Raw genomic sequence first — 22005 nt, forward strand, 5'->3', positions numbered from 1 at the left:
AGCCTTTTCAGCCGGTAGCACTGGTACGGAGCAGGCGGTAGGCAGATGGACTTCCCGGGGGACTTTCCGGCGCAGACGCAGCACCCGCATCCGCACGGCGGATGGCCCGGCAACGAGCTGGAGGAGGTGCTCTCGACGTCACTCGGCGTGCCCTCCGCCGGTGGCCGCATCGTCGAGGTGCTCGCCCGCAGCTTCGTCTGGGTGCCGCTGCCGAACGGCGGCGGTCCGGGCAGCGGCTCCCTCGACCTGCCGGGCATGGAGATCGACGGCCAGGCCTATGTTCCGGTCTTCAGCTCCGAGGAACAGTTCCGCCGGGTCGTCGGCGCCCACATGTCCTTCACCGTCGCCCCCGCCGTCGAGTTCGCCCGCGGTCTGCCCCCGCAGGCGGGCATCGTGGTGAACCCCGGCGGCGTGGTCGGCCTCCCGCTGCCGCCCGCGGCCGTCGCCGAACTCGGGCGCGCCGGCCGCACTCTCCCGGACGGTCTCGCGAGCGGCGGCCGGGTCCGCCTCTTCGAGCCGGACTGGCAGGACGACCCGGTCGACTTCCTCTCCGCGGCGTCCGAGGAGTTCGAGGCCGCCGGCGTGATCACCACGGGCCGCCGCTGTCTCGCGGTGATCGAGACGGGGGAACCGGTGATGTTCGTGGGCGTCGAACTCTCCCAGTGGGAGGGGGACCTGCGCGCCGCCCCGCTGGACGCCCTCGGCCGCGCCCTCGGCCGGGTCCCGGTCCGGTGGCCGGTCAACCTGGTGCTGATGGACGTCGCCCAGGACCCGGTGGTCTCGTGGCTGCGGGACAAGGTGCGGCCGTTCTACCGACGAGCCCTGTAAGAGGTCCCCGAGGGGCAGCCGGCCAGGAGCGCGGGCGGGCTTAAGCTAGGGCGCACACGAGGGCGTTGCACGAAGGGGCGGTAACAAGTGAGCGCGAGCGGCACCGCCGCGGCCGGCCAGGTCGAGCACATGCTGCGCCAGGTGACGCCGGGGCGCTACGACGCCTACGAGGCGCTCCTGCGCGCCCTCGCGACCTCCGGCTCCGGCCAGATCTGGATGCTGCTGTGGCACGGCCAGGCCGGCAGCCCCGACGCCCAGTACGGAAACATGGAGGTCGGCGGCCAGAGCTACGCCCCCTGCGTCACCTCCGCCCAGGAGCTCTCGGCGAGCGGCTGGAACCGCTCGTACGAGGTGACCGACGGCCTGGACGTGGCGCGCACGCTCTTCCCGGACCATCACGGACTCTGGCTGAACCCGCACGCCCCGGGCGGCGGCCTCGGCATTCCCTGGCTGGACCTGCGCCGGATCGCCGCCGGCCTCGAACGCCAGCCCGCGGGCCCTCTGCGTCTGTCCGAACCCGGCGTCCAGACTCCGCAGTTCTACGCCCTGCTGTCGCAGAACGCCCACCGTACCCCGGCCGTCCGCTCCCTGCGCCGCGCCTGGGTCCAGCCCGCGCTCGGGGCGCCGTACCTCGCCATCGGTCTCGATGTGTACGACACCTCGCCGCCCGCCGTGGACTCGGTACGCGCGATGATGCAGCAGTCCATCGGCGCGGTTCCGGACGGGCTGCCGGTGTCGACGGTCGCGATGTCCGACGACTTCGACCCGGTGGCGATGTGGATGCGCGCCAACGCCCGGCCGTTCTACGACCGTGAGGCCCACGTCGCCCCCGCCCAGGCCCCGTCCGCCGGCTACGGCTATCCCGGTCCGCGGACCGTCTGAGAATCCGGCCTTTTCCGGTCATCGGCACACACGGGTTCCGGTCATCAACCCTCCGTGTCCGCAGGCCGAATCGGGATGTTCGGATAACGGAATGTGAAGGCCGGTATCACGGTTGCGCATACTTTCTCCGTCAGCTCTGGCGAGTGATCGTGAAGACGTTGAAGACTCCGCTGTCATACAGCACGCGTGCATGCCCACCATCTGGGAACGCCGCGTAGCCGAGAGCGACTCAGGCCGTGAACAACGGCAAGTGAAAGCCGGGTGACCACCGGCGAGAAGGGCATGGCACTTGTGACGGCACCGATCGAGACCACCGGATCGCAGGCCGAGGCCCAGCCGGAGGCTGTGCTGCAGGGTATCGACGCCAAACGGATCGAGGGCCGCTCTCTCGGACAGATCGCCTGGACCCGCTTCAAGCGCGACAAGGTGGCGGTCGCGGGTGGCATCGTTGTCGTACTGCTCATCCTCGTCGCCGCCCTCTCCCGCCCCCTCCAGTCGCTGCTGGGGCTCGACCCCAACGCCTTCAACCAGGACCTGATCGACCCCAACACCACCCTCCCCAAGGGCTCCTTCGGCGGCATGAGCTGGGACCACCCGCTCGGTGTGGAGCCGAAGTTCGGGCGCGACATCCTCGCCCGCATCCTGGAGGGTTCCTGGGTCTCCCTGGTCGTCGCGTTCGGCGCGACGCTGCTCTCCGTGGCCATCGGCACCGTCATGGGCCTGGTCGCCGGCTACTACGGCGGCCGGGTGGACTCGATCGTCAGCCGGCTGATGGACACCTTCCTCGCCTTCCCGCTGCTGCTCTTCGCGATCGCCATCTCGGCGACGCTGCAGGGCGGTGCGTTCGGCCTGGAGGGCCTGCCCCTGCACATCCTTGTGCTGATCTTTGTCATCGGTTTCTTCAACTGGCCGTACATGGGCCGTATCGTCCGAGGTCAGGCCCTTGCGCTGCGCGAGCGTGAGTTCGTCGACGCCTCCAGGGGACTGGGCGCCTCCGGGCCGTACATCCTCTTCAAGGAACTGCTGCCGAACCTCGTCGCGCCGATCATCGTCTACTCGACGCTGCTCATCCCGACCAACATCCTCTTCGAGGCGTCGCTCAGCTTCCTGGGCGTCGGCATCCAGCCGCCGCAGGCCTCCTGGGGCGGCATGCTCAACCAGGCCGTCGACTTCTTCGAGGTCGATCCGCAGTACATGATCGTCCCCGGCCTCGCCATCTTCATCACCGTTCTGGCCTTCAACCTCCTCGGTGACGGCCTCCGGGACGCGCTCGATCCCCGCAGCCGCTGACGTCTGCGGTGGCGGCCGAAGCCGCGTCCAGCTCAAGTGTTCAACTACGAAGGGGAATGCGACCATCATGCGAAGGTCAGCAATGGCCGTTGTCGCGGCCGTCAGCAGCGCCGGGATCCTCCTGGCCGGCTGCAGCAAGGCCGAAGACAACAACGGTGGCGACGGCGGGAACAGCGCCGGTGCCAACGCCGCCACCAAGGAGGTCGTGAACACCTCCACGGAGAAGGGCGGCACGGTCACCTACGCGATGTCCGACGTGCCGGACTCGTTCGACCCCGGCAACACGTACTACGCGTACATGTACAACTTCAGCCGCCTCTACGCGCGTCCTCTGCTGACCTTCAAGCCGGCCCCCGGCGAGAAGGGCAACGAGATCGTGCCCGACCTGGCCGAGTCCAAGGGCCAGTCCTCGGACGGCGGCAAGACCTGGACGTACAAGATCCGCCAGGGCGTGAAGTTCGAGGACGGCACCGAGGTCACCTCGGCCGACGTCAAGTACGCGGTGGAGCGCTCCAACTTCGCCCGTGACGTGCTCTCCCTGGGCCCGAACTACTTCGCCCAGTTCCTGGACGGTGCCGACAAGTACAAGGGCCCGTACAAGGACAAGAGCACGAAGGGCATCTCGTCCATCGAGACGCCGGACAAGTACACGGTCACCTTCAAGCTCAGCCAGCCGTTCGCCGACTTCGACTACCTGGTCACCGCGCCGCAGACCGCGCCGGTGCCGCGGGCGAAGGACACCGGCGTCGACTACACCAAGAAGATCGTCTCCTCCGGCTCTTACAAGTTCGAGAGCTACCAGGAGGGCAAGTCGGTCACCCTGGTGCGCAACCCCGAGTGGGACGCGAAGACCGACCCGCTGCGCAAGCAGTACCCGGACAAGATCGTGGTCAACCTGAAGGTCAACCAGGCCACGATCGACAAGGACCTGATGGCCGGCACCACGACCGTCGACCTCGCGGGCCGTGGCGTGGACACGCAGACCCAGGCCCAGCTGCTCAACAGCAAGGACCAGAAGGCCAACACGGACAACACCTACGGTGGCCGGCTGGTCTACGCGGCGATCAACACCAAGGTCAAGCCGTTCGACAACGTCGAGTGCCGCAAGGCCGTGCAGTACGCCATCGACAAGGTGGCCGTGCAGACCGCGCAGGGTGGCCCGGTCCGTGGTGACGTCGCCACCACGGTGCTGCCGCCGGACGTCATCGGCTACCAGAAGTTCGACGCCTACCCCACCAGCGGGAACAAGGGCGACGCGGCCAAGGCCAAGGAGCACCTGACGGCCTGCAAGCAGCCGAACGGCTTCAAGACCTACATCTCCGCGCGCAGCGACCGCCAGCAGGAGGTCGACGCGGCCACGGCGATCATCGACTCGCTGAAGAAGGTCGGCATCACCGCCGAGATGAAGCAGTACCCGTCCGGTAAGTACTTCACCGACTACGCGGGCGTGCCCGGCTTCACCGAGAAGCAGGGCATCGGCATCATCATGATGCAGTGGGGCGCCGACTGGCCGACCGGCTACGGCTTCCTGAACCAGATCCTGAACGGCAAGGCGATCAGCCAGTCCGGCAACACCAACCTCTCGCAGTTCGACAACGCGGAGGTCAACAAGCTGCTGGACGAGGCCATCCAGAACCAGGACGAGTCCGCGCGCAACACCGCCTACGCCGAGGTCGACAAGAAGACCATGGACGAGGCCGTCATCGTGCCGCTGACCTACTTCAAGGTCCTGCTCTACCGGTCGCCCAACGCCACCAACGTGGCCTCCTCGGCTGCCTGGAGCGGTCAGTACGACGCGCTCAACCTCGGTACGACCAAGAAGTAGCGGCAAAGCAGCAGCCCCGGAAGGCAGGTGAAGGCATTGGTGCCCGCGGGCCACGCGGCCCGCGGGCACCAGCGCCGATCCCCGTGATCTCGTACTTCATCCGCAGGACCCTTGCGGCAGTGATCCTGCTGCTGGTGGTCACCGCGGTCACCTTCGGCATCTTCTTCCTGTTGCCGAGAATGGCCGGACAGACGCCCGATCAGCTGGCCGCGCAGTACATCGGTAAGAACCCTTCGCCGGAGACCATCGCGGCGGTCAAGGCGAACCTCGGGCTGGACAAGCCGGTCTACGAGCAGTACTGGGACTTCATCAAGGGGCTCGTCTCCGGGGCCACGTACAACCTGGGCCCGACCACGGCCACGTGCGAGGTGCCCTGCTTCGGCTACTCCTTCAAGAACCACACCGAGGTCTGGCCGCAGCTGGTCGACCGTCTCCCGGTCACCATCTCGCTCGCCTCGGGCGCCGCGGTGCTGTGGCTGCTGTCCGGTGTCGCCACCGGTGTGATCTCCGCGCTCAAGCCGGGCTCGTTCTTCGACCGCACCGCCATGGGCGTCGCGCTCGCCGGCGTCTCGCTGCCGATGTTCTTCACCGGCCAGCTGGCGCTGCTCGTCTTCAGCTACCAGCTCGACATCTTCGGGCGGACCTATGTGCCACTGACGGAGAATCCGTCCCAGTGGGCCAACACCCTGTTCCTGCCGTGGTGTTCGCTGGCGCTGCTCTACTCCGCCATCTATGCCCGGCTCACCCGCTCCGGCATGCTCGAAACCATGAGCGAGGACTTCATCCGCACCGCCCGGGCCAAGGGCCTCAGGGAGCGGAAGGTCGTCCTCAAGCACGGTCTGCGGGCGGCGCTGACGCCGATCGTCACCGTGTTCGGCATGGACATCGGCCTGCTGCTGGGCGGTGCCGTGATCACCGAGTCGGTGTTCTCGCTGCCGGGCATCGGGCAGTACGCCGTCCAGGCGATCACCGACAACGACCTGCCGCCGATCCTGGGCGTCACCCTGCTGGCCGCCTTCTTCGTCGTGCTCTGCAACCTGGTGGTGGACGTGCTGTACGCCACCGTCGACCCGCGGGTGAGGCTCTCGTGACCGACCTGACCAAGACAGGGGCCGCCGCCGTCGGCGAGCCCGTCCGTAGCGCCGACCCCTCCCGGGCCTTTTTGGAGGTGCGCGACCTCAAGGTGCACTTCCCGACCGACGACGGTCTGGTCAAGTCCGTCGACGGGCTCTCCTTCCAGCTGGAGAAGGGCCGTACGCTCGGCATCGTGGGCGAGTCGGGCTCCGGCAAGTCCGTGACGTCGCTGGCCATCATGGGCCTGCACCGCCTCGGCAGCCGCGGCAAGAACGTCCAGATGTCCGGTGAGATCTGGCTGGACGGCCAGGAGCTCGTCTCGGCGAGCCCCGACGAGGTGCGCCGCCTGCGCGGTCGGCAGATGGCGATGATCTTCCAGGACCCGCTGTCCGCGATGCACCCGTACTACACGGTCGGCAGCCAGATCGTGGAGGCGTACCGGGTCCACCACGACGTCGACAAGAAGACCGCCCGCAGGCGGGCCGTCGAACTGCTCGACCGCGTCGGCATCCCGGAGCCCGGCAAGCGGGTGGACTCCTACCCGCACGAGTTCTCCGGCGGTATGCGCCAGCGCGCGATGATCGCGATGGCGCTGGTCAACAACCCCGAACTGCTCATCGCGGACGAGCCGACCACCGCGCTCGACGTGACCGTGCAGGCGCAGATCCTCGACCTCATCCGGGATCTCCAGAAGGAGTTCGGCTCCGCGGTCGTCATCATCACGCACGACCTCGGCGTGGTCGCCGAGATCGCCGACGACATCCTCGTGATGTACGGCGGTCGCTGTGTGGAGCGCGGCCCGGTCGACAAGATCTTCTACGAGCCGCAACACCCCTACACCTGGGGCCTGCTCGGCTCGATGCCGCGCATCGACCGTGAGCAGACCGACCGGCTCATCCCGGTCAAGGGACAGCCGCCCAGCCTCATCAACGTCCCGTCCGGCTGCGCCTTCAACCCGCGCTGCCCCTACGCGGACGTCCCCAAGGGCGGCATCACCCGCACCGAGCGGCCCGATCTGCGGGAGGTCGACGCCCGGCACTTCACCGCGTGCCACCTGTCGCAGGAGGACCGTACGCGGATCTGGACCGAAGAGATTGCGCCGAAGCTGTGAGCGAGACCGAAACCCGGACAGGGACGATGGCCGAGACCACCGACGTCGAGAAACCGCTGCTCAAGGTCGAGGGCCTGGTCAAGCACTTCCCGATCAAGAAGGGCCTGCTCCAGCGGCAGGCCGGTGCGGTCAAGGCCGTCGACGGCATCGACTTCGAGGTGCGCCGCGGTGAGACCCTCGGTGTCGTCGGCGAGTCCGGCTGCGGCAAGTCGACCATGGGCCGGCTGATCACCCGGCTGCTGGAGCCGTCCGGCGGCAAGGTCGAGTTCGACGGCACGGACATCACGCATCTGAGCACGGGCGGCATGCGACCGTTCCGCCGCGACGTGCAGATGATCTTCCAGGACCCGTACGGCTCGCTGAACCCCCGGCACACCATCGGCACGATCATCTCGGCGCCGTTCCGGCTGCAGAACGTGGAGCCCGAGGGCGGGGTGAAGAAGGAGGTCCAGCGGCTGATGGGGCTGGTGGGCCTGAGCCCCGAGCACTACAACCGCTACCCGCACGAGTTCTCCGGCGGTCAGCGCCAGCGCATCGGCATCGCCCGCGCGCTCGCGCTGAACCCCAGGCTGGTCGTGGCCGACGAGCCGGTCTCCGCGCTGGACGTCTCCATCCAGGCGCAGGTGGTGAACCTCCTGGACGACCTCCAGGAGGAGCTGGGCCTGACGTACGTGATCATCGCGCACGACCTCTCCGTCGTCCGGCACGTCTCGGACCGGATCGCGGTGATGTACCTCGGCAAGATCGTCGAGCTGGCCGACGGCGCCAAGCTGTACCAGTCGCCGATGCACCCGTACACCAAGGCCCTGCTGTCGGCCGTGCCGGTCCCGGACCCCCGGCGCCGCGACGCCAAGAGCGAGCGGATCCTGCTCCGGGGCGACGTGCCCTCGCCGATCTCCCCGCCGAGCGGCTGCCGCTTCCACACCCGGTGCTGGAAGGCGACGCAGATCTGCAAGACCACCGAGCCGCCACTGCTCCAGCTGCGCCCCGGTCAGCAGGTGGCCTGCCACCACCCGGAGGACTTCGAGGACCAGGCACCCCAGGACACGGTGCTGCTGACCGCCGCGAAGGAGGCGGCGGAACTGGTACCGGAGTCCGAGCGCCCGTCCCAGGCACAGAAGCCCCCGACGAAGACGCCCGAAGCACCCGAAGCGGAGACCCCGGCCGAGGCGCCGAAGGCGGAGGCGCCGGCGAAGACGGCCGAGGTCGAGGCGCCCGAGGCGGAGGCCCCTGTCAAGACGGCCGAGGTCGAGGCGCCCGAGGCGGAAGCGCCGGCCGAGGTGACCGAGGCTGAGGCCGCTGAGGCGGAGGTCCCTGTCAAGACGGCTGACGCCGAGGCGCCGGAGGCGGAGGCGCCGGCCGAGGTGACCGAGGCAGAGGCCCCGGCCGAGGTGACCGAGGCGGAGGCCCCGGTGAAGGCGGCCGAGGCGAAGTCGGGCGATGCGAAGGCGTCCGACGCCTGAGGTTCGGCGAGGACACAGAAGGTTCATGGAGCCCCTGCCTTGTTTTGTAAGGCAGGGGCCGCTGGTCGGGTAAGAATGTCAGGGTGCTCCAGCAACTGTTCACCCCGTCCGTCCAGCACACCCTCGACCTGGTCGGCATCTTCGTCTTCGCGATCTCCGGCGCCCTGCTGGCCGTCCGCAAGAACTTCGACGTCTTCGGCATCGCCGTCCTCGCCGAGGCCACCGCGCTGGGCGGCGGACTCTTCCGCGACCTGGTCATCGGCGCCGTACCGCCGGCCGCCTTCACGGACCTGGGGTACTTCCTGACGCCGCTGCTCGCCACGCTCCTGGTCTTCTTCCTCCATCCGCACGTGGAGCGCATCCAGGCCGGCGTCAACGTCTTCGACGCGGCCGGCCTCGGCCTCTTCTGCGTCGCGGGCACCACCAAGGCGTACGAGTACGGACTCGGCCTGCACGCCTCCGCGGCACTCGGCCTGGCCACCGCGGTCGGCGGCGGCGTCCTGCGGGACGTCCTCGCCAACGAGGTGCCCTCACTCCTGCGCTGGGACCGCGATCTCTACGCCGTCCCCGCGATCGTGGGCGCCCTGATGGTCGCCCTGTGCATCCGGTACGACGCCCTCAACCCGCTGACCAGCACGCTCGCCGCCGCCACCGCCTTCGTGCTGCGGCTGCTGGCGATGCGCTTCCACTGGCGGGCGCCACGGGCGTGGAACCGCCGCTCGACGGTCCGCGAGGAGGAGCCCCCGCGGCCGTCCCCCACCAAAGCTACCGCTTAGTAGTTTGTTGTTGTACCGTACCGCCATGGCTCAGGCATCCCAGGCGACCATCGGCAACAGCGAGTTCGACCGCGACACGGCCGTCGTGCGGCGCTCCGAGGGCGTCTACGGCATCGACCTCTCGGCGGGCTGGACCATCATCAGCGCCGTCAACGGTGGCTATCTGCTGGCCGTCCTGGGCCGGGCGCTCGCCGACGCCCTGCCGCACCCTGATCCGTTCACCATCTCCGCGCACTACCTGACCGCCTCCCAGCCGGGCCCCGCGGTCGTCCGTACCGACGTCGTCCGCTCCGGCCGCACCCTCTCCACCGGCCAGGCCTCGCTCTTCCAGTACGACGAGCAGGGCCGCGAGGTCGAGCGGATCCGCGTCCTCGCCTCCTACGGCGACCTCGGAGCCCTCCCCGACGACGTCCGTACCTCCGCGCGCCCCCCGGCGATCCCGCCGATCGAGCAGTGCTTCGGGCCCGAGGACGGGCCCGCCCCGGTCGACGGCAGCTCGGCCATCACCGACCGGCTGATGCTCAAGCTCGACCCCGCCACCCTCGGCTGGGCGCTGGGCGCGCCGTCCGGCAAGGGGGAGATGCGGGCGTGGTTCGGCCTCAAGGACGGCCGGGACGCCGACCCCTACTCGCTGCTGCTGGCCGTGGACGCCCTGCCGCCCACCGCCTTCGAACTCGGCATCTCCGGCTGGGTGCCCACGGTCGAGCTGACCGCGCACATCCGGTGCCGGCCCGCGCCGGGGCCGCTGCGCGTGTCCGTCACCACGCGCAATCTGGCGGGCGGGTTCCTGGAGGAGGACGCCGAGGTGTGGGACAGCGCGGACCGGCTGGTGGCGCAGTCCCGGCAGCTGGCGCGGGTGCGGCTCGCGTCCTGAGTGCCGGGACTCAGTCCAGCCAGTGCGCGCGGCCCCCGCTGATCAGTCGCAGCCGGCGGTTCGCCGTCCGGGCGACCCGCTGCTCCTGCGGCTCGGAGCCGAGGGACTCCAGGAAGAGTGAGGCCGTGACCAGCATCTGGTCGACGTAGAGCCCGGCGAGCATCAGCAGGTCGTCGTCGCTCCAGCCGCCGGACGCGCGGTCCTTGGCCAGTTCGGCCTTCACCTCCTCGGTGAACAGCGACAGTTGGCTGCGGATGGCCTCCCGTACCGGCTGCACCCCGCCGTGCTGCTCACGCGCGATGAAGCGCACGTGGGCGGGGTGCTCCCGCACATGTCCCCGGATCAACTCCACGGCGCCCGCGATGCGTTCGTCGCTGTCGCCGCTCGTGGCCACGATGGTGCGGATCGTCGGGTGCAGGCTGCCCAGCGCCTCCTCGACCAGGGCCACCCCGAGGTCGGCGGTGGAGCGGAAGTGCCGGTAGAAGGCGGTCGGGGCGACGCCGACCGCGCGGGTGACCTCGCGCAGGCCCAGACTGCTCAGGCTCTGCTCCTCCAGCAGCTCCAACGCGGCGTCCAGGAGCGCCTGCCGGGTCTTCTGCTTCTGTGCCTGCCGGATGCCGAGGGTGTGACTCATACCATGCAGTTAACAACTGTTCTCTGTAATGCGGAAGTCATGGGACGAGCTAGACTGGAAAGTCAGTGAACAAGTGTAACTACAAACGTTCACCGAAGCGGAGGGGGATTCGTCCCATGCTCTTCCTGGTCGCCGCACTGCTGCTGCTCGGCGTGGTCATGGGCACCGTGGCCCACGCGCCCATCGGCTTCACCCTCGTCACGGCCGCCGTGATCGCCGTCTGGCTCGGCGTCTTCACGCTCCGCGAGCGTCACGGCCGCCGCCGGACCCCGTCCCACTGACCGCCGGGAGCCCACCATGCACCTGACCGCACCGGCCGAGCGCCGCACCGGCATCCGTGACACCGACGGCATGGCCGTCGCGTCCTTCGTCCTCGGCCTCCTGGGCCTGCTCGTGCTCAACCTCTTCCTCGGCCCCGTCGCCATCGCCCTGGCCGCCGTCGCCCTGTGGCGCGGCACCGAGCGCCGCTTCCGCGCCTGCCTCGGCCTCTGCCTCGGTGTCGCGGACCTGGTGGTCCTGGCCGTGTTCATGCAGGCGGACAACTCCATCTCGTGGAGTTTCTGACGCCGGGTACGTGAAACGCCGTGCCGGGGCGGCGGTGTCGCGACCCGCGGCGGGGCGCCACGGGCGCCCCGCCGGAACCGGTCACAACCCGGACCCACCGCACCCGCGGCACACGGGCGGTCGCGCCGTAGAATCGGCGACACCATGGCATACCTCGACCACGCCGCGACCACCCCCATGCTCCCGGAGGCGGCAGAGGCCCTGACCGCCCACATGCGCAGCACGGGCAACGCCTCCTCCCTCCACGCATCCGGCCGCCGGGCCCGCCGCACCGTCGAGGAAGCCCGCGAGACCCTCGCGGAGGCCCTCGGCGCCCGTCCCAGCGAGGTCGTCTTCACCTCGGGCGGCACCGAGGCCGACAACCTCGCGGTCAAGGGCCTGTACTGGGCCCGCCGGGCCGCGGACCCGGCCCGCACCCGGGTCCTGTCCAGCCCCGTCGAGCACCACGCCGTCCTCGACGCCGTGCACTGGCTCGGCGAGCACGAGGGCGCCACCGTCGAGTACCTCCCGGTCGACTCCCAGGGCCGGGTCGCCCCCGAGGCGCTGCGCGAGGCCCTCGCGCGCGACCCCGAGGACGTCGCCCTCGTCACCGTGATGTGGGCCAACAACGAGATCGGCACCGTGCTGCCGGTCCGTGAGCTCGCCGACGTCGCGGCCGAGTTCGGCGTGCCCATGCACTCCGACGCCGTGCAGGCCTTCGGTCAGCTCCCCGTCGACTTCGCCGGCTCGGGCCTCGCCGCGATGACCGTCTCCGCCCACAAGATCGGCGGCCCGTACGGCGTCGGCGCGCTCCTGCTGAGCCGTGAGAGCAGCCCCGTACCGGTCCTGCACGGCGGCGGCCAGGAGCGCCACGTCCGCTCCGGCACCCTCGACGTCCCCGCCATCGCCTCGTTCGCCGTCGCGGGCCGTCATGCCGCCGCGCACCGCGAGGAGTTCGCCCGCGAGATCGGCGCCCTGCGCGACGACCTGATCGACGTGGTCCGCACGGCCGTGCCGGACGCGATCCTCGGCGGCGACCCGGCGCACCGCCTCCCGGCCAACGCCCACTTCACGTTCCCGGGCTGCGAGGGGGACTCCCTGCTGCTGCTCCTGGACGCGCAGGGCATCGAGTGCTCGACCGGCTCCGCCTGCACCGCCGGCGTCGCCCAGCCCAGCCATGTCCTGCTCGCCACCGGCACCGATCCCGACCTGGCCCGCGGCACCCTGCGCTTCTCCCTGGGCCACACCTCCACCTCCGCCGACGTGGAGGCGGTCGCCAAGGCCATCGGGCCGGCGGTGGAGCGGGCGCGGGCGGCCGGACTGACCTGAACCGGCGTCAGGCCGGCGTCGCGGAGGCGGAGATCCCTGCCCGCCGCACGAGGCGCAGGTACCGGTCCCAGTCCCAGTGCTCGCCGGGATCGGTGTGGTCCGTCCCCGGCACCTCGACATGGCCGATGATGTGCTCCCGGTCGACGGGTATGCCGTAGCGCCTGCATATCCCGGCCGTGAGCCGGGCCGACGCGGCGTACATCGCGTCCGTGAAGTCCTGGGGCCGGTCCACGAAGCCGGCGTGCTCGATGCCGATGCTGCGCTCGTTGTAACCGCGGTTGCCCGCGTGGTACGCCACGTCCAGCTCGCGGATCATCTGCGCGACATGGCCGTCCTCACGGACGATGTAGTGCGACGCGGCGCCGTGCTCCGGGTCCTGGAAGACCTTCACCGCGCTGTCGAAGCTGCCCTGCGTGACATGGACGATCACCATGTCGATCGTGAAGTCGGCCGGGCGGTCCGCCCGCCGCCAGTTCGCCGACGAGGCGGCCACCCAGCGCGCGCCCGCGTAGTCGACGGCCCCCTCCACCCGGGGCTTCTCCACCCCGGGGACCTGCCACCACAGCCGCGACAGCTCGTCACGCGCCAGCACGGCACCCGTGCCCACCACGGCGGCGGCCCCGCCGATGATCAGCGCGCGCCGCCCGATCCGCCGGCCCGGGTCGCCCTTCGTCTGCTCCATGTGATCGAGAACGGATACTCGCGGTCCCCGGTTCCCGCGCCCCCGTACCCTGGAGGGGTTATGACTGACACCCCGCAGCCCTCCCGCCCCCTCCGCGTCCTCGCCGCCATGTCCGGCGGTGTCGACTCAGCCGTCGCCGCGGCCCGCGCGGCCGAGGCGGGACACGACGTGACCGGAGTCCATCTCGCGCTCTCCGCGAACCCGCAATCGTTCCGCACGGGCGCGCGGGGCTGCTGCACGATCGAGGACTCGCGCGACGCCCGCCGCGCGGCGGACGTCATCGGCATCCCGTTCTACGTCTGGGACCTCGCCGACCGCTTCCGCGAGGACGTCGTCGAGGACTTCGTAGCCGAGTACGAGGCCGGCCGCACCCCCAACCCCTGCCTGCGCTGCAACGAGAAGATCAAGTTCGCCGCGCTGCTGGACAAGGCCCTCGCCCTCGGCTTCGACGCGGTCTGCACGGGCCACTACGCGCAGGTCGTCACGGGGCCCGACGGCACCCGTGAACTGCACCGCGCCTCCGACATGGCGAAGGACCAGTCGTACGTGCTCGGTGTGCTGGACGAGAAGCAGCTCGCGCACGCGATGTTCCCGCTCGGCGACACCCTCACCACCAAGGACGAGATCCGCGCCGAGGCGGAGCGCCGGGGCCTCGCGGTCGCCAAGAAGCCGGACTCCCACGACATCTGCTTCATCGCCGACGGCGACACCCAGGGGTTCTTGGCGGACCGGCTCGGCCGGGCCGAGGGCGACATCGTCGACGAGTCCGGCAGCAAGATCGGCACGCACGAGGGCGCCTACGGCTTCACGATCGGCCAGCGCAAGGGGCTCAGGATCGGCACCCCGGCGCCCGACGGCAAGCCGCGCTACGTCCTGGACATCTCCCCGGTCGACAACACGGTGACGGTGGGTCCCGCGTCCGCGCTCGACGTCGGCGCCCTGACCGCCGTCCGGCCCCGCTGGTGCGGCACCGCTCCCAGCGGCCCCGGCACCTACACCGCGCAGCTGCGTGCCCACGGCGGCGAGACCGAGGTGCTGGCCGAACTGCTCGACGGCGACCTGCACGTGCGCTTCACCGAGCCGGTCCGGGGCGTGGCCCCGGGCCAGGCCATCGTGCTCTACGACGGCACGCGCGTCGTCGGCTCGGCGACGATCGCCTCGACCACGCGCGTGACCGCCGGGGCGGTCTGAAACCCGCGGCTCAGACCAGTTCCACCTCGTAGAAGCACAGGTGGTCCTTGATCGCGGCCACGTCCGGCTTCGGGTCCGGGTAGGCCCAGACGAGATCCGGGGCGTCGGGGAGCGACCAGTAGGACGCGGTGCCCTTGAAGGGGCAGTAGGTGTGCGTCTCGGAGGGCGTCAGCAGATCGAGCCGGACGTCCTGCGGCGGGATGTAGTAGCGCACGGGAGAACCCGTCTCCCGCAGGAGCAGGGGACGGTCGCTCTCGGCCAGCACCTGCCCGTCACGGACGACGCGCACGCGGTGCGTGCCCGGCTCGATGGTGATCGTGTGGCCTCGGGTGGTGTTCTGCGTCATGTAGGGAAAGCACCCGCGGGGCCCTCGTTCTTCCCCCCGTACGGTGGACCCATGAACATCTGTGTCTTCCTCTCCGCCGCCGACCTCGACGACCGCTACACGCGTCCCGCCCGCGAGTTCGCGAAGCTGCTGGGCAAGGGCGGGCACACCCTGGTGTGGGGCGGCTCGGACGTCGGCCTGATGAAGGTCGTCGCCGACGGCGTGCAGGAGGCGGGCGGGCGCCTCGTGGGCGTCTCCGTGCGGTTCCTGGCGGCCACGGCGCGCGAGGGAGTCGACGAGATGGTGATCGCCGAGGATCTCGCCGAGCGCAAGAAGCTGCTCCTGGAGAAGTCCGACGCAGTGGTGATCATGGTGGGGGGTACCGGCACGCTCGACGAGGCCACCGAGATCCTGGAGCTGAAGAAGCACGGCCACACCGACAAGCCGGTGGTGCTGCTCAACACGGCCGGCTTCTACGACGGCCTCAAGGCGCAGTTCCGCCGCATGGAGGACGAGGGGTTCCTGCCCCGTCCGCTGACCGACCTGGTGTTCTTCGCGGAGGAGCCGGTGGGGGCGCTGGCGTACCTGGAGGAGAGCCAGGGCGTCGCCTGATCTCCCGATGATGCGAGCATGGCGGGCATGGCTACACATGTGATCACCGGGGCCGGTTCCGGCATCGGCGCGGCCCTCGCCCGCCGTCTCCACGCGCGCGGGGACGACCTCGTGCTGCACGCGCGCGACGCGGGCCGCGCGAAGGAGCTGGCCGCCGAGTTCCCCGGGGCGAGGACCCTCGTCGGCGACCTCTCCGACCCCGACAGGCTGAGCTGGGCCCTGTCCCACCAGACGCCGCCGGACCGGATCGACTCCCTGGTGCACAGCGCCGGCGTCGTCGACCTCGGCCCGGTCGGCGACCTCACCCCCAAGACCTGGCGTCACCAGCTCAACGTCAACCTCGTCGCCCCCGCCGAGCTCACCCGCCTCCTGCTGCCCCAGCTGCGTGCCGCGCAGGGCCATGTGCTGTTCGTGAACTCGGGCGCGGGACTGAGCGCCAACGCCGGCTGGTCCGCGTACGCCGCCTCCAAGCACGGCCTGAAGGCCCTCGCCGACTCCCTGCGCCACGAGGAGCACGGCAACGGCGTCCGTGTCACCTCGGTCTACCCCGGCCGCACGGCGAGCCCGATGCAGGCCAAGGTCCACCAGCAGGAGGGCAAGGAGTACGACCCCGCGCGGTGGATCGACCCGGAATCCGTCGCCACCGCCATCCTGACGGCCCTGGACCTGCCGCGGGACGCGGAGGTGAACGACCTGACGGTGCGGCCCGGGCGGTGAAACGCGCGGCGGTCGCTGCGTAGGCTGCCCGGGTGAGCGAAAACAGCCAGTTCGGCTTCGGTGCGGCCACGGGGATCGGTTCCCTCCCCGGTGGGGACGCCCGTGAGGCCGCCAAGACCGTCACCGGGTCCTTCGAGGACTTCCCGTTCCTGCCCGAGCTGCCCGCCCGGGGGCCCGGCGCGGACATGATCGGACGGACCGCGGGGATCCTCGTCGAGCTGTACGCGCGCGTGGAGCCCAGCGGCTGGCGGCTCGGGGACCGGCCGGGGCGGGACACCCGGCGGGCGTGGTCGTGGCTCGGCGAGGACCTGGACGCCCTGGAGGAGTTCACGCAGGGGTACGAGGGCCCGCTGAAGGTGCAGGCCGTCGGGCCCTGGACGCTCGCCGCGGCCCTGGAGCTGCGGGGCGGCGAGGCCGTCCTCTCGGACCCCGGCGCCTGCCGTGACCTCGCCGCGTCCCTCGCCGAGGGCCTGCGTCTGCATCTCGCCGAGATCCGTCGCCGCGTCCCCGGGGCCCGCCCGGTGCTCCAGCTCGACGAGCCGTCCCTGACCGCCGTGCTGCGCGGCCAGGTCCGCAGCGCCAGCGGCTACCGCACCCATCGCGCCGTCGACCGGCAGCTCGTCGAGGCCACGCTGCGCGACGTCTTCGCGGTGCAGGACGGCGGTCCGGTCGTGGTCCACTCCTGCGCCCCCGACGTGCCGTTCGCGCTGCTGCGCCGGTCCGGTGCCGCCGCCGTCTCCTTCGACTTCTCGCTGCTCACCGAGCGTGACGACGATGCGATCGGTGAGGCCGTCGAGGGCGGTACGCGGCTGTTCACCGGTGTCGTGCCGAGCACGGACGGCCCATTGTCCGACCCTGCCGGTAGCGTCATGGGTGTCAGGACGCTCTGGCGCAGGCTGGGGCTGTCTCCGGAGCTTCTCGCGGAGGCGGTCACGGTCACGCCCACGTGCGGACTCGCGGGCGCTTCCCCCGAGTACGCGCGCCAGGCACTCGCCCACTGCGTCCGGGCGGCGAGATCCCTCGCGGACAACCCTGAGTAACGGGAGGACGACACGGTGGCCGGCGACAAGCAAGCGGAGTCCACAGCGGTACCCGCCGAGGCACGGGAGCGGCATGCGCGGCTCGCCGAGCAGGTCGAGGAGCACCGCTTCCGGTACTACGTGAAGGACGCTCCCGTCGTCAGCGACGCGGAGTTCGACCAACTCCTGCGCACCCTGGAGGAGCTGGAGGAGCAGTACGCGGAACTGCGCACCCCGGACTCGCCGACCCAGAAGGTCGCCGGGTCCTACGCGACGGAGTTCACGGCCGTCGAGCACCGCGAGCGCATGCTCTCCCTCGACAACACCTTCAACGACGAGGAACTGGCGGCCTGGGCCGACCGCGTCGCCCGTGAACTGGGCGAGCAGGAGTACCACTTCCTGTGCGAGCTCAAGGTCGACGGCCTCGCCGTGAACCTCACCTACGAGCACGGCCGCCTCACGCGCGCGGCCACCCGCGGCGACGGCCGCACCGGTGAGGACATCACGCCCAACGTCCGGACCATCGCCGAGATCCCGGACCGCTTGAACGGCGACCGCGTACCGGACCTGGTGGAGATCCGCGGCGAGGTCTACTTCCCGATGGAGAAGTTCGAGGAGCTGAACCGCCGGCTGGTCGAGGCCGGCGACAAGCCCTTCGCCAACCCGCGCAACGCGGCGGCCGGTTCGCTGCGCCAGAAAGACCCCCGCGTCACGGCCACCCGCCCGCTGCACATGGTGGTGCACGGCATCGGCGCCCTGGAGGGCTTCGAGGGCCTCACCCGCCTCTCCCAGGCCTACGACCTGCTGGGGCAGTGGGGACTGCCCACCTCGCGGCACAACAGGGTGGTCGACGACCTCGCGGGCGTACGGGAGTTCATCGCGTACTACGGCGAGAACCGCCACTCGGTGGAGCACGAGATCGACGGCGTGGTCGTCAAGCTCGACGAGATCCGCCTCCAGGGCCGCCTCGGCTCGACGGCCCGCGCCCCCCGCTGGGCGATCGCGTACAAGTACGCACCGGAAGAGGTCAACACCAAGCTCGTCAACATCCGCGTCGGTGTCGGCCGCACCGGTCGCGTCACGCCGTACGCGCAGGTCGAGCCGGTGACGGTGGCCGGCTCGGAGGTCGAGTTCGCCACCCTGCACAACCAGGACGTCGTCAAGGCCAAGGGCGTCCTCATCGGCGACACGGTCGTGCTGCGCAAGGCCGGTGACGTCATCCCGGAGATCCTCGGCCCCGTCGTCGACCTGCGCGACGGCACCGAGCGCGAGTTCGTGATGCCCTCCGAGTGCCCCGAGTGCGGTACGGCGCTCCGGCCGATGAAGGAGGGCGACATCGACCTGCGCTGCCCGAACTCCCGTGCCTGCCCCGCGCAGTTGCGCGAACGGATCTTCTACCTGGCGGGCCGCAAGGCGCTGGACATCGAGCACTTCGGCTACGTCGCCGCGGCGGCCCTCACCAGGCCGCTGGAGCCCGCCGAGCCGCCGCTCCAGGACGAAGGCGACCTGTTCGACCTCACGTTCGAGCAGTTGCTGCCCATCAAGGCGTACGTCCTCGACCAGGACAGCGGTCTGCCCAAGCGGGACCCCAGGACCGGCGAGGAGAAGATCGCCACGGTCTTCGCCAACCAGCAGGGCGAGCCGAAGAAGAACGCGCTCGCGATGCTGGAGAACATCGCGGCCGCCAAGGAGCGCCCGCTCGCGCGCGTGCTGACCGGACTGTCGATCCGTCATGTCGGCCCGGTCGCGGCCGAGGCGCTGGCCCGCGAGTTCCGCTCCGTCGAGCGCATCGAGCAGGCCACCCAGGAGGAGCTGGCCACCACCGACGGGGTCGGCCCGATCATCGCCGCCTCGCTCAAGGAGTGGTTCGCCGAGGACTGGCACCGCGAGATCATCCGGAAGTGGAAGGCCGCCGGGGTCCGGCTGGAGGAGGAGAGCACCGGGGAGGACGAGGGTCCGCGCCCCCTCGAAGGCCTCACGGTCGTCGTCACCGGAACGCTCGAACACTTCACACGGGACGGCGCGAAGGAGGCGCTCCAGAGCCGGGGCGCCAAGGTGACGGGTTCGGTCTCGAAGAAGACGTCGTTCGTCGTGGTGGGTGACAGCCCCGGATCGAAATACGACAAGGCGATGCAGCTCAAGGTGCCCGTGCTGGACGAGGACGGCTTCAACGTCCTGCTGGAGCAGGGGCCTGAGGCGGCGTCGGAGGCGGCACTTCCGACCGGCGAGTAGCGGTTGAGGAACACCCGATCGACGCATACCAGATGCATACGGGCGGCCGGGGCGCATTCGGGCAACCGTCGACGACCGCTGCCCGTGGAAGCCTTCTGCGGCCTACTGTTGAGGTGTGCACCTGCCGTGCCCAGCTGCGGTTGGGGCATTCCCTTGCTCTCGGTGAGTACGGGGAAGGGTCTTCCAACGCGGTGCCGTTGAGGGCTGTCGGGCAGCGGGCCGCGTGGCGTGGGCACCGCCGGCTGTGAGAGGGACGGGAATGGAACCGACCGAGAGCGCCGCCCCGTACTCACGGCTGCGCCGGATGGCCGGCGCCTGGCGAGGGGGACTCCGTCCGGCCTGGCGTACGAGTGCCGCGGCGACGCGGGACCGGGGCGCCGGACAGCGGATCGTGCCGGTCGGGCACGGCGCCGCCGCCCTCTCCGTCGGGCACGCCACCGGACTCCCGGGGGCCGACACCGAACGGCACCTGTCCTGGCCCGCGCTGCCCGCGGCGGTCGTCGCGGCGGCCGGGTTCGCCCTCGGCGCCGGGTTCCTGCGGGCGTTCACCGGCAACCACGCGCTGTTCCCCTCCGGCACGGCCGGCTGGGCGCTGGCCGTGCTGACCGGCGTCATCGTCGGCCACCTGGTCGCGCTCGGCCGCGCCCGCTGGTGGGGCGGCACCGGCTCCGGCGCCGCCCTCACCCTCGCCGTCCTGCTGCTGTACGGGTGGGTGCCCGCCGGGATGGTGAGCCTCACCGTCGTGGTGCTCGTCGGCATCGCGCGGCGCCACCGCTGGCGGCAGGGCGCGCTGCACGGCGCCGTGGACATCCTCGGCATCGGGGCCGGGGCCCTCCTGCTGGCCGCCTTCGGCCGCGTACCGTCCGTCGAGAACCCCTGGCACCCGGCCACCTGGACCCTCTACACCGCCACCGAGGTGGTCCTGGTCGCCACCGCCTACCTCGCGGTCTCCCGCACCCTGCTGTGGTACCTGCACGCGCCCCGCGTCGGCGGACTGCCCACCATCGCCCGCACCGCGCTGGTCCGGCACGGCCTGGTCGCCGTGGCGCTGCTCGGCATCGCGCCCCTGATCTGCGTGGTCGCCGTGGCCAAGCCGATCCTGCTGCCGCTGTTCGCCATCCCCCTCATCGCCCTGGACTCCACCCTGTGGATAGCCCGGGCCCGCGCGGAGGAGCAACTGCGCGATCCGCTCACCGGGCTGCCCAACCGTCAGTGGCTGCTGGAGCGCATCTGGACCGCGCTCGACGACGCCGAGCGCATCGACGCCCGCGCCGCCCTGATGCTGATAGACCTCGACCGGTTCCGGTCGGTCAACGACACCCTCGGTCATCTCGCCGGTGACCGGTTGCTGCTGCAGACCGCCGACCGGCTGCGCCTGGCGCTGCCGCGCGGCGCGGAGGCCGCCCGGCTCGGCGGAGACGAGTTCGCCGTCCTGCTGCCGGTCGCCGACTCCACGACGTCCGCGACCCGGATCGCCCGCGGCCTGGTCGCGGAGCTCAGCTCCCCCCTCGACCTCGACGGTCTCACCCTCGTGCTGGAGGCCAGCGCGGGCGTCGCCGTCTTCCCCGACCACGCCCTGGACGCCGAGGGCCTGCTGCGTCGCGCGGACGTGGCGATGTACCAGGCGAAGCGGGACCGCACCGGAGTGGAGGTGTACGAGTCCAAGCGGGACTCGAACACCCCCGACCGCCTCGGCCTCCTCGCCGACCTGCGCCGGGCGCTCGACGCCCACGAGGTCGAACTGCACTACCAGCCCAAGGTGCGCTTCGACGGGCAGGTGGCCGGCCTGGAGGCGCTGGTGCGCTGGGTGCACCCGGAGCGCGGGAAGGTGCCGCCGGACGAGTTCATCGCGATCGCCGAGTCGTCCGGGCTGATGCCGCATCTGACGGAGTACGTGCTGGAGACGGCGCTCGCGCAGGTGGCCCGGTGGCGGTCGCAGGGTCTGTTCGTACCGGTCGCGGTGAACGTGTCGCCTCGCGACGTGCACACCCCCGGCTTCGCGGGGTCGGTCGCCGCCCGCCTCGCCCGGCACGGAGTCCCCGCGGGAGCGCTCCAACTGGAGATCACCGAGCATGTGCTCCTGGAGGATCCCCAGCGGGCCGCCGACACCCTCGCGGGGCTGACCGGGCACGGCGTGAAGATGTCGCTGGACGACTTCGGCACCGGCTACTCCTCGCTGGTGCACCTGCGCCGGCTGCCGGTGAGCGAACTGAAGATCGACCGGTCCTTCGTGGCCCGGCTGGCGATCGACACGGAGGACGCGGAGATCGTCCGCTGCACGGTCGATCTCGCGCACTCGCTCGGGCTGCTCGTCGTCGCCGAGGGCGTCGAGGACGACGAGACCTGGGAACGCCTGCGCGACCTGGGCTGTGACGCCGTACAGGGGTGGCTGGTCGCGGCCGCGATGCCGCCGGAGGAGACCACGGCGTGGCTGCGGGCGCGGGGCTCACGCGGGTGGCAGCGCCCGGCGGCGGCCCTGCCGGCGGCGGCTTCGGACGAGTAGCCGCGCCCGGTGCGGCGGCCGGCCGCCCGTGCCCACGGGAAACCGTTTAACAGGTACGCGCCGCCGCCCCATAGGATTGGGCGCACACCACTCAC

21 protein-coding genes are annotated in these 22005 nt (G+C 70.9%); 18 read left to right on the top strand and 3 right to left on the bottom strand.

Annotated features, from left to right (window positions below; genetic code table 11):
- Positions 1-45: 45 nt before the first annotated feature.
- The 9 genes from ACZ7LV_RS28105 (at position 46) to ACZ7LV_RS28145 (ending at position 10123) form a co-directional block, all read left to right on the top strand.
- Positions 46-828: an enhanced serine sensitivity protein SseB gene (locus ACZ7LV_RS28105; protein WP_471943261.1), complete on the top strand. Its 783-nt coding sequence runs from the start codon at positions 46-48 to the stop codon at positions 826-828.
- Positions 829-915: 87 nt separating this feature from the next.
- A complete protein-coding gene (locus ACZ7LV_RS28110) occupies positions 916-1710 on the top strand; it encodes an enhanced serine sensitivity protein SseB C-terminal domain-containing protein (RefSeq protein WP_471943263.1) in 795 nt (264 codons plus the stop codon).
- A gap of 291 nt (positions 1711-2001) precedes the next feature.
- Positions 2002-3000 carry an ABC transporter permease gene (locus ACZ7LV_RS28115; protein WP_471943590.1) on the top strand — a complete coding sequence of 333 codons (999 nt, stop codon included), beginning with the start codon at positions 2002-2004 and terminating at the stop codon, positions 2998-3000.
- Between the two features lie 67 nt (positions 3001-3067).
- Positions 3068-4825, top strand: a complete 1758-nt coding sequence (locus ACZ7LV_RS28120) for an ABC transporter substrate-binding protein (RefSeq protein WP_471943265.1) — start codon at positions 3068-3070, stop codon at positions 4823-4825.
- An 83-nt stretch (positions 4826-4908) separates the two neighbouring features.
- Positions 4909-5916: an ABC transporter permease gene (locus ACZ7LV_RS28125; protein ID WP_401673578.1), complete on the top strand. Its 1008-nt coding sequence runs from the start codon at positions 4909-4911 to the stop codon at positions 5914-5916.
- Positions 5913-7010 (top strand): ABC transporter ATP-binding protein, encoded by a 1098-nt coding sequence (locus ACZ7LV_RS28130; RefSeq protein ID WP_471943267.1) that lies wholly within the window; start codon positions 5913-5915, stop codon positions 7008-7010. Before ACZ7LV_RS28125 ends, ACZ7LV_RS28130 begins: the two co-directional genes overlap by 4 nt.
- Positions 7011-7036: 26 nt before the next feature.
- A complete protein-coding gene (locus ACZ7LV_RS28135) occupies positions 7037-8473 on the top strand; it encodes an ABC transporter ATP-binding protein (protein WP_471943592.1) in 1437 nt (478 codons plus the stop codon).
- A gap of 83 nt (positions 8474-8556) precedes the next feature.
- Positions 8557-9249 (top strand): trimeric intracellular cation channel family protein, encoded by a 693-nt coding sequence (locus ACZ7LV_RS28140; RefSeq protein WP_471943269.1) that lies wholly within the window; start codon positions 8557-8559, stop codon positions 9247-9249.
- A gap of 25 nt (positions 9250-9274) precedes the next feature.
- The gene (locus tag ACZ7LV_RS28145) at positions 9275-10123 is read left to right on the top strand and encodes a thioesterase family protein (protein ID WP_471943271.1); all 849 of its coding nucleotides are present in this window, start codon (positions 9275-9277) and stop codon (positions 10121-10123) included.
- A 10-nt stretch (positions 10124-10133) separates the two neighbouring features.
- Here the strand turns inward: ACZ7LV_RS28145 and ACZ7LV_RS28150 are convergent, their stop codons facing one another.
- Positions 10134-10757, bottom strand: coding sequence for a TetR family transcriptional regulator (locus ACZ7LV_RS28150; protein WP_471943273.1), 624 nt, complete (start codon positions 10755-10757; stop codon positions 10134-10136).
- A 116-nt stretch (positions 10758-10873) separates the two neighbouring features.
- Here ACZ7LV_RS28150 and ACZ7LV_RS28155 point away from each other — a divergent pair, with 116 nt between their 5' ends.
- From ACZ7LV_RS28155 to ACZ7LV_RS28165, 3 genes are all read left to right on the top strand, one after another.
- Positions 10874-11038: a hypothetical protein gene (locus ACZ7LV_RS28155; protein WP_471943274.1), complete on the top strand. Its 165-nt coding sequence runs from the start codon at positions 10874-10876 to the stop codon at positions 11036-11038.
- A 16-nt stretch (positions 11039-11054) separates the two neighbouring features.
- Positions 11055-11321, top strand: coding sequence for a DUF4190 domain-containing protein (locus ACZ7LV_RS28160; protein ID WP_471943276.1), 267 nt, complete (start codon positions 11055-11057; stop codon positions 11319-11321).
- 144 nt (positions 11322-11465) lie between these two features.
- On the top strand, positions 11466-12629 hold the full coding sequence (locus tag ACZ7LV_RS28165) for a cysteine desulfurase family protein (RefSeq protein WP_471943277.1): 1164 nt from the start codon (positions 11466-11468) through the stop codon (positions 12627-12629).
- A 7-nt stretch (positions 12630-12636) separates the two neighbouring features.
- On the opposite strand, the gene ACZ7LV_RS28170 is transcribed toward ACZ7LV_RS28165, so the two are convergent.
- Positions 12637-13311 carry an N-acetylmuramoyl-L-alanine amidase gene (locus ACZ7LV_RS28170; protein ID WP_471943279.1) on the bottom strand — a complete coding sequence of 225 codons (675 nt, stop codon included), beginning with the start codon at positions 13309-13311 and terminating at the stop codon, positions 12637-12639.
- 60 nt (positions 13312-13371) lie between these two features.
- Here ACZ7LV_RS28170 and mnmA point away from each other — a divergent pair, with 60 nt between their 5' ends.
- A complete protein-coding gene (gene mnmA, locus ACZ7LV_RS28175; RefSeq protein ID WP_471943281.1) occupies positions 13372-14502 on the top strand; it encodes a tRNA 2-thiouridine(34) synthase MnmA in 1131 nt (376 codons plus the stop codon).
- 10 nt (positions 14503-14512) lie between these two features.
- Here mnmA and ACZ7LV_RS28180 read toward each other — a convergent pair whose 3' ends face one another.
- On the bottom strand, positions 14513-14848 hold the full coding sequence (locus ACZ7LV_RS28180; protein ID WP_471943283.1) for a DUF427 domain-containing protein: 336 nt from the start codon (positions 14846-14848) through the stop codon (positions 14513-14515).
- 51 nt (positions 14849-14899) lie between these two features.
- On the opposite strand from ACZ7LV_RS28180, the gene ACZ7LV_RS28185 reads away from it, so the two are divergent.
- The 5 genes from ACZ7LV_RS28185 to ACZ7LV_RS28205 all read left to right on the top strand — a co-directional run bounded on the left by ACZ7LV_RS28185 (position 14900) and on the right by ACZ7LV_RS28205 (position 21910).
- Complete coding sequence (locus tag ACZ7LV_RS28185) at positions 14900-15439, top strand: LOG family protein (RefSeq protein ID WP_471943285.1); 540 nt, start codon at positions 14900-14902, stop codon at positions 15437-15439.
- 18 nt (positions 15440-15457) lie between these two features.
- Positions 15458-16156, top strand: coding sequence for an SDR family oxidoreductase (locus ACZ7LV_RS28190; RefSeq protein ID WP_471943287.1), 699 nt, complete (start codon positions 15458-15460; stop codon positions 16154-16156).
- Between the two features lie 32 nt (positions 16157-16188).
- Positions 16189-17196, top strand: coding sequence for a methionine synthase (locus ACZ7LV_RS28195; protein WP_471943288.1), 1008 nt, complete (start codon positions 16189-16191; stop codon positions 17194-17196).
- Between the two features lie 15 nt (positions 17197-17211).
- Positions 17212-19407 carry an NAD-dependent DNA ligase LigA gene (ligA, locus tag ACZ7LV_RS28200; RefSeq protein WP_471943290.1) on the top strand — a complete coding sequence of 732 codons (2196 nt, stop codon included), beginning with the start codon at positions 17212-17214 and terminating at the stop codon, positions 19405-19407.
- 259 nt (positions 19408-19666) lie between these two features.
- The gene (locus ACZ7LV_RS28205; protein ID WP_471943292.1) at positions 19667-21910 is read left to right on the top strand and encodes a putative bifunctional diguanylate cyclase/phosphodiesterase; all 2244 of its coding nucleotides are present in this window, start codon (positions 19667-19669) and stop codon (positions 21908-21910) included.
- The last annotated feature ends 95 nt before the right edge of the window (positions 21911-22005 follow it).

Source organism: Streptomyces sp. NPDC107562 (assembly GCF_055657325.1).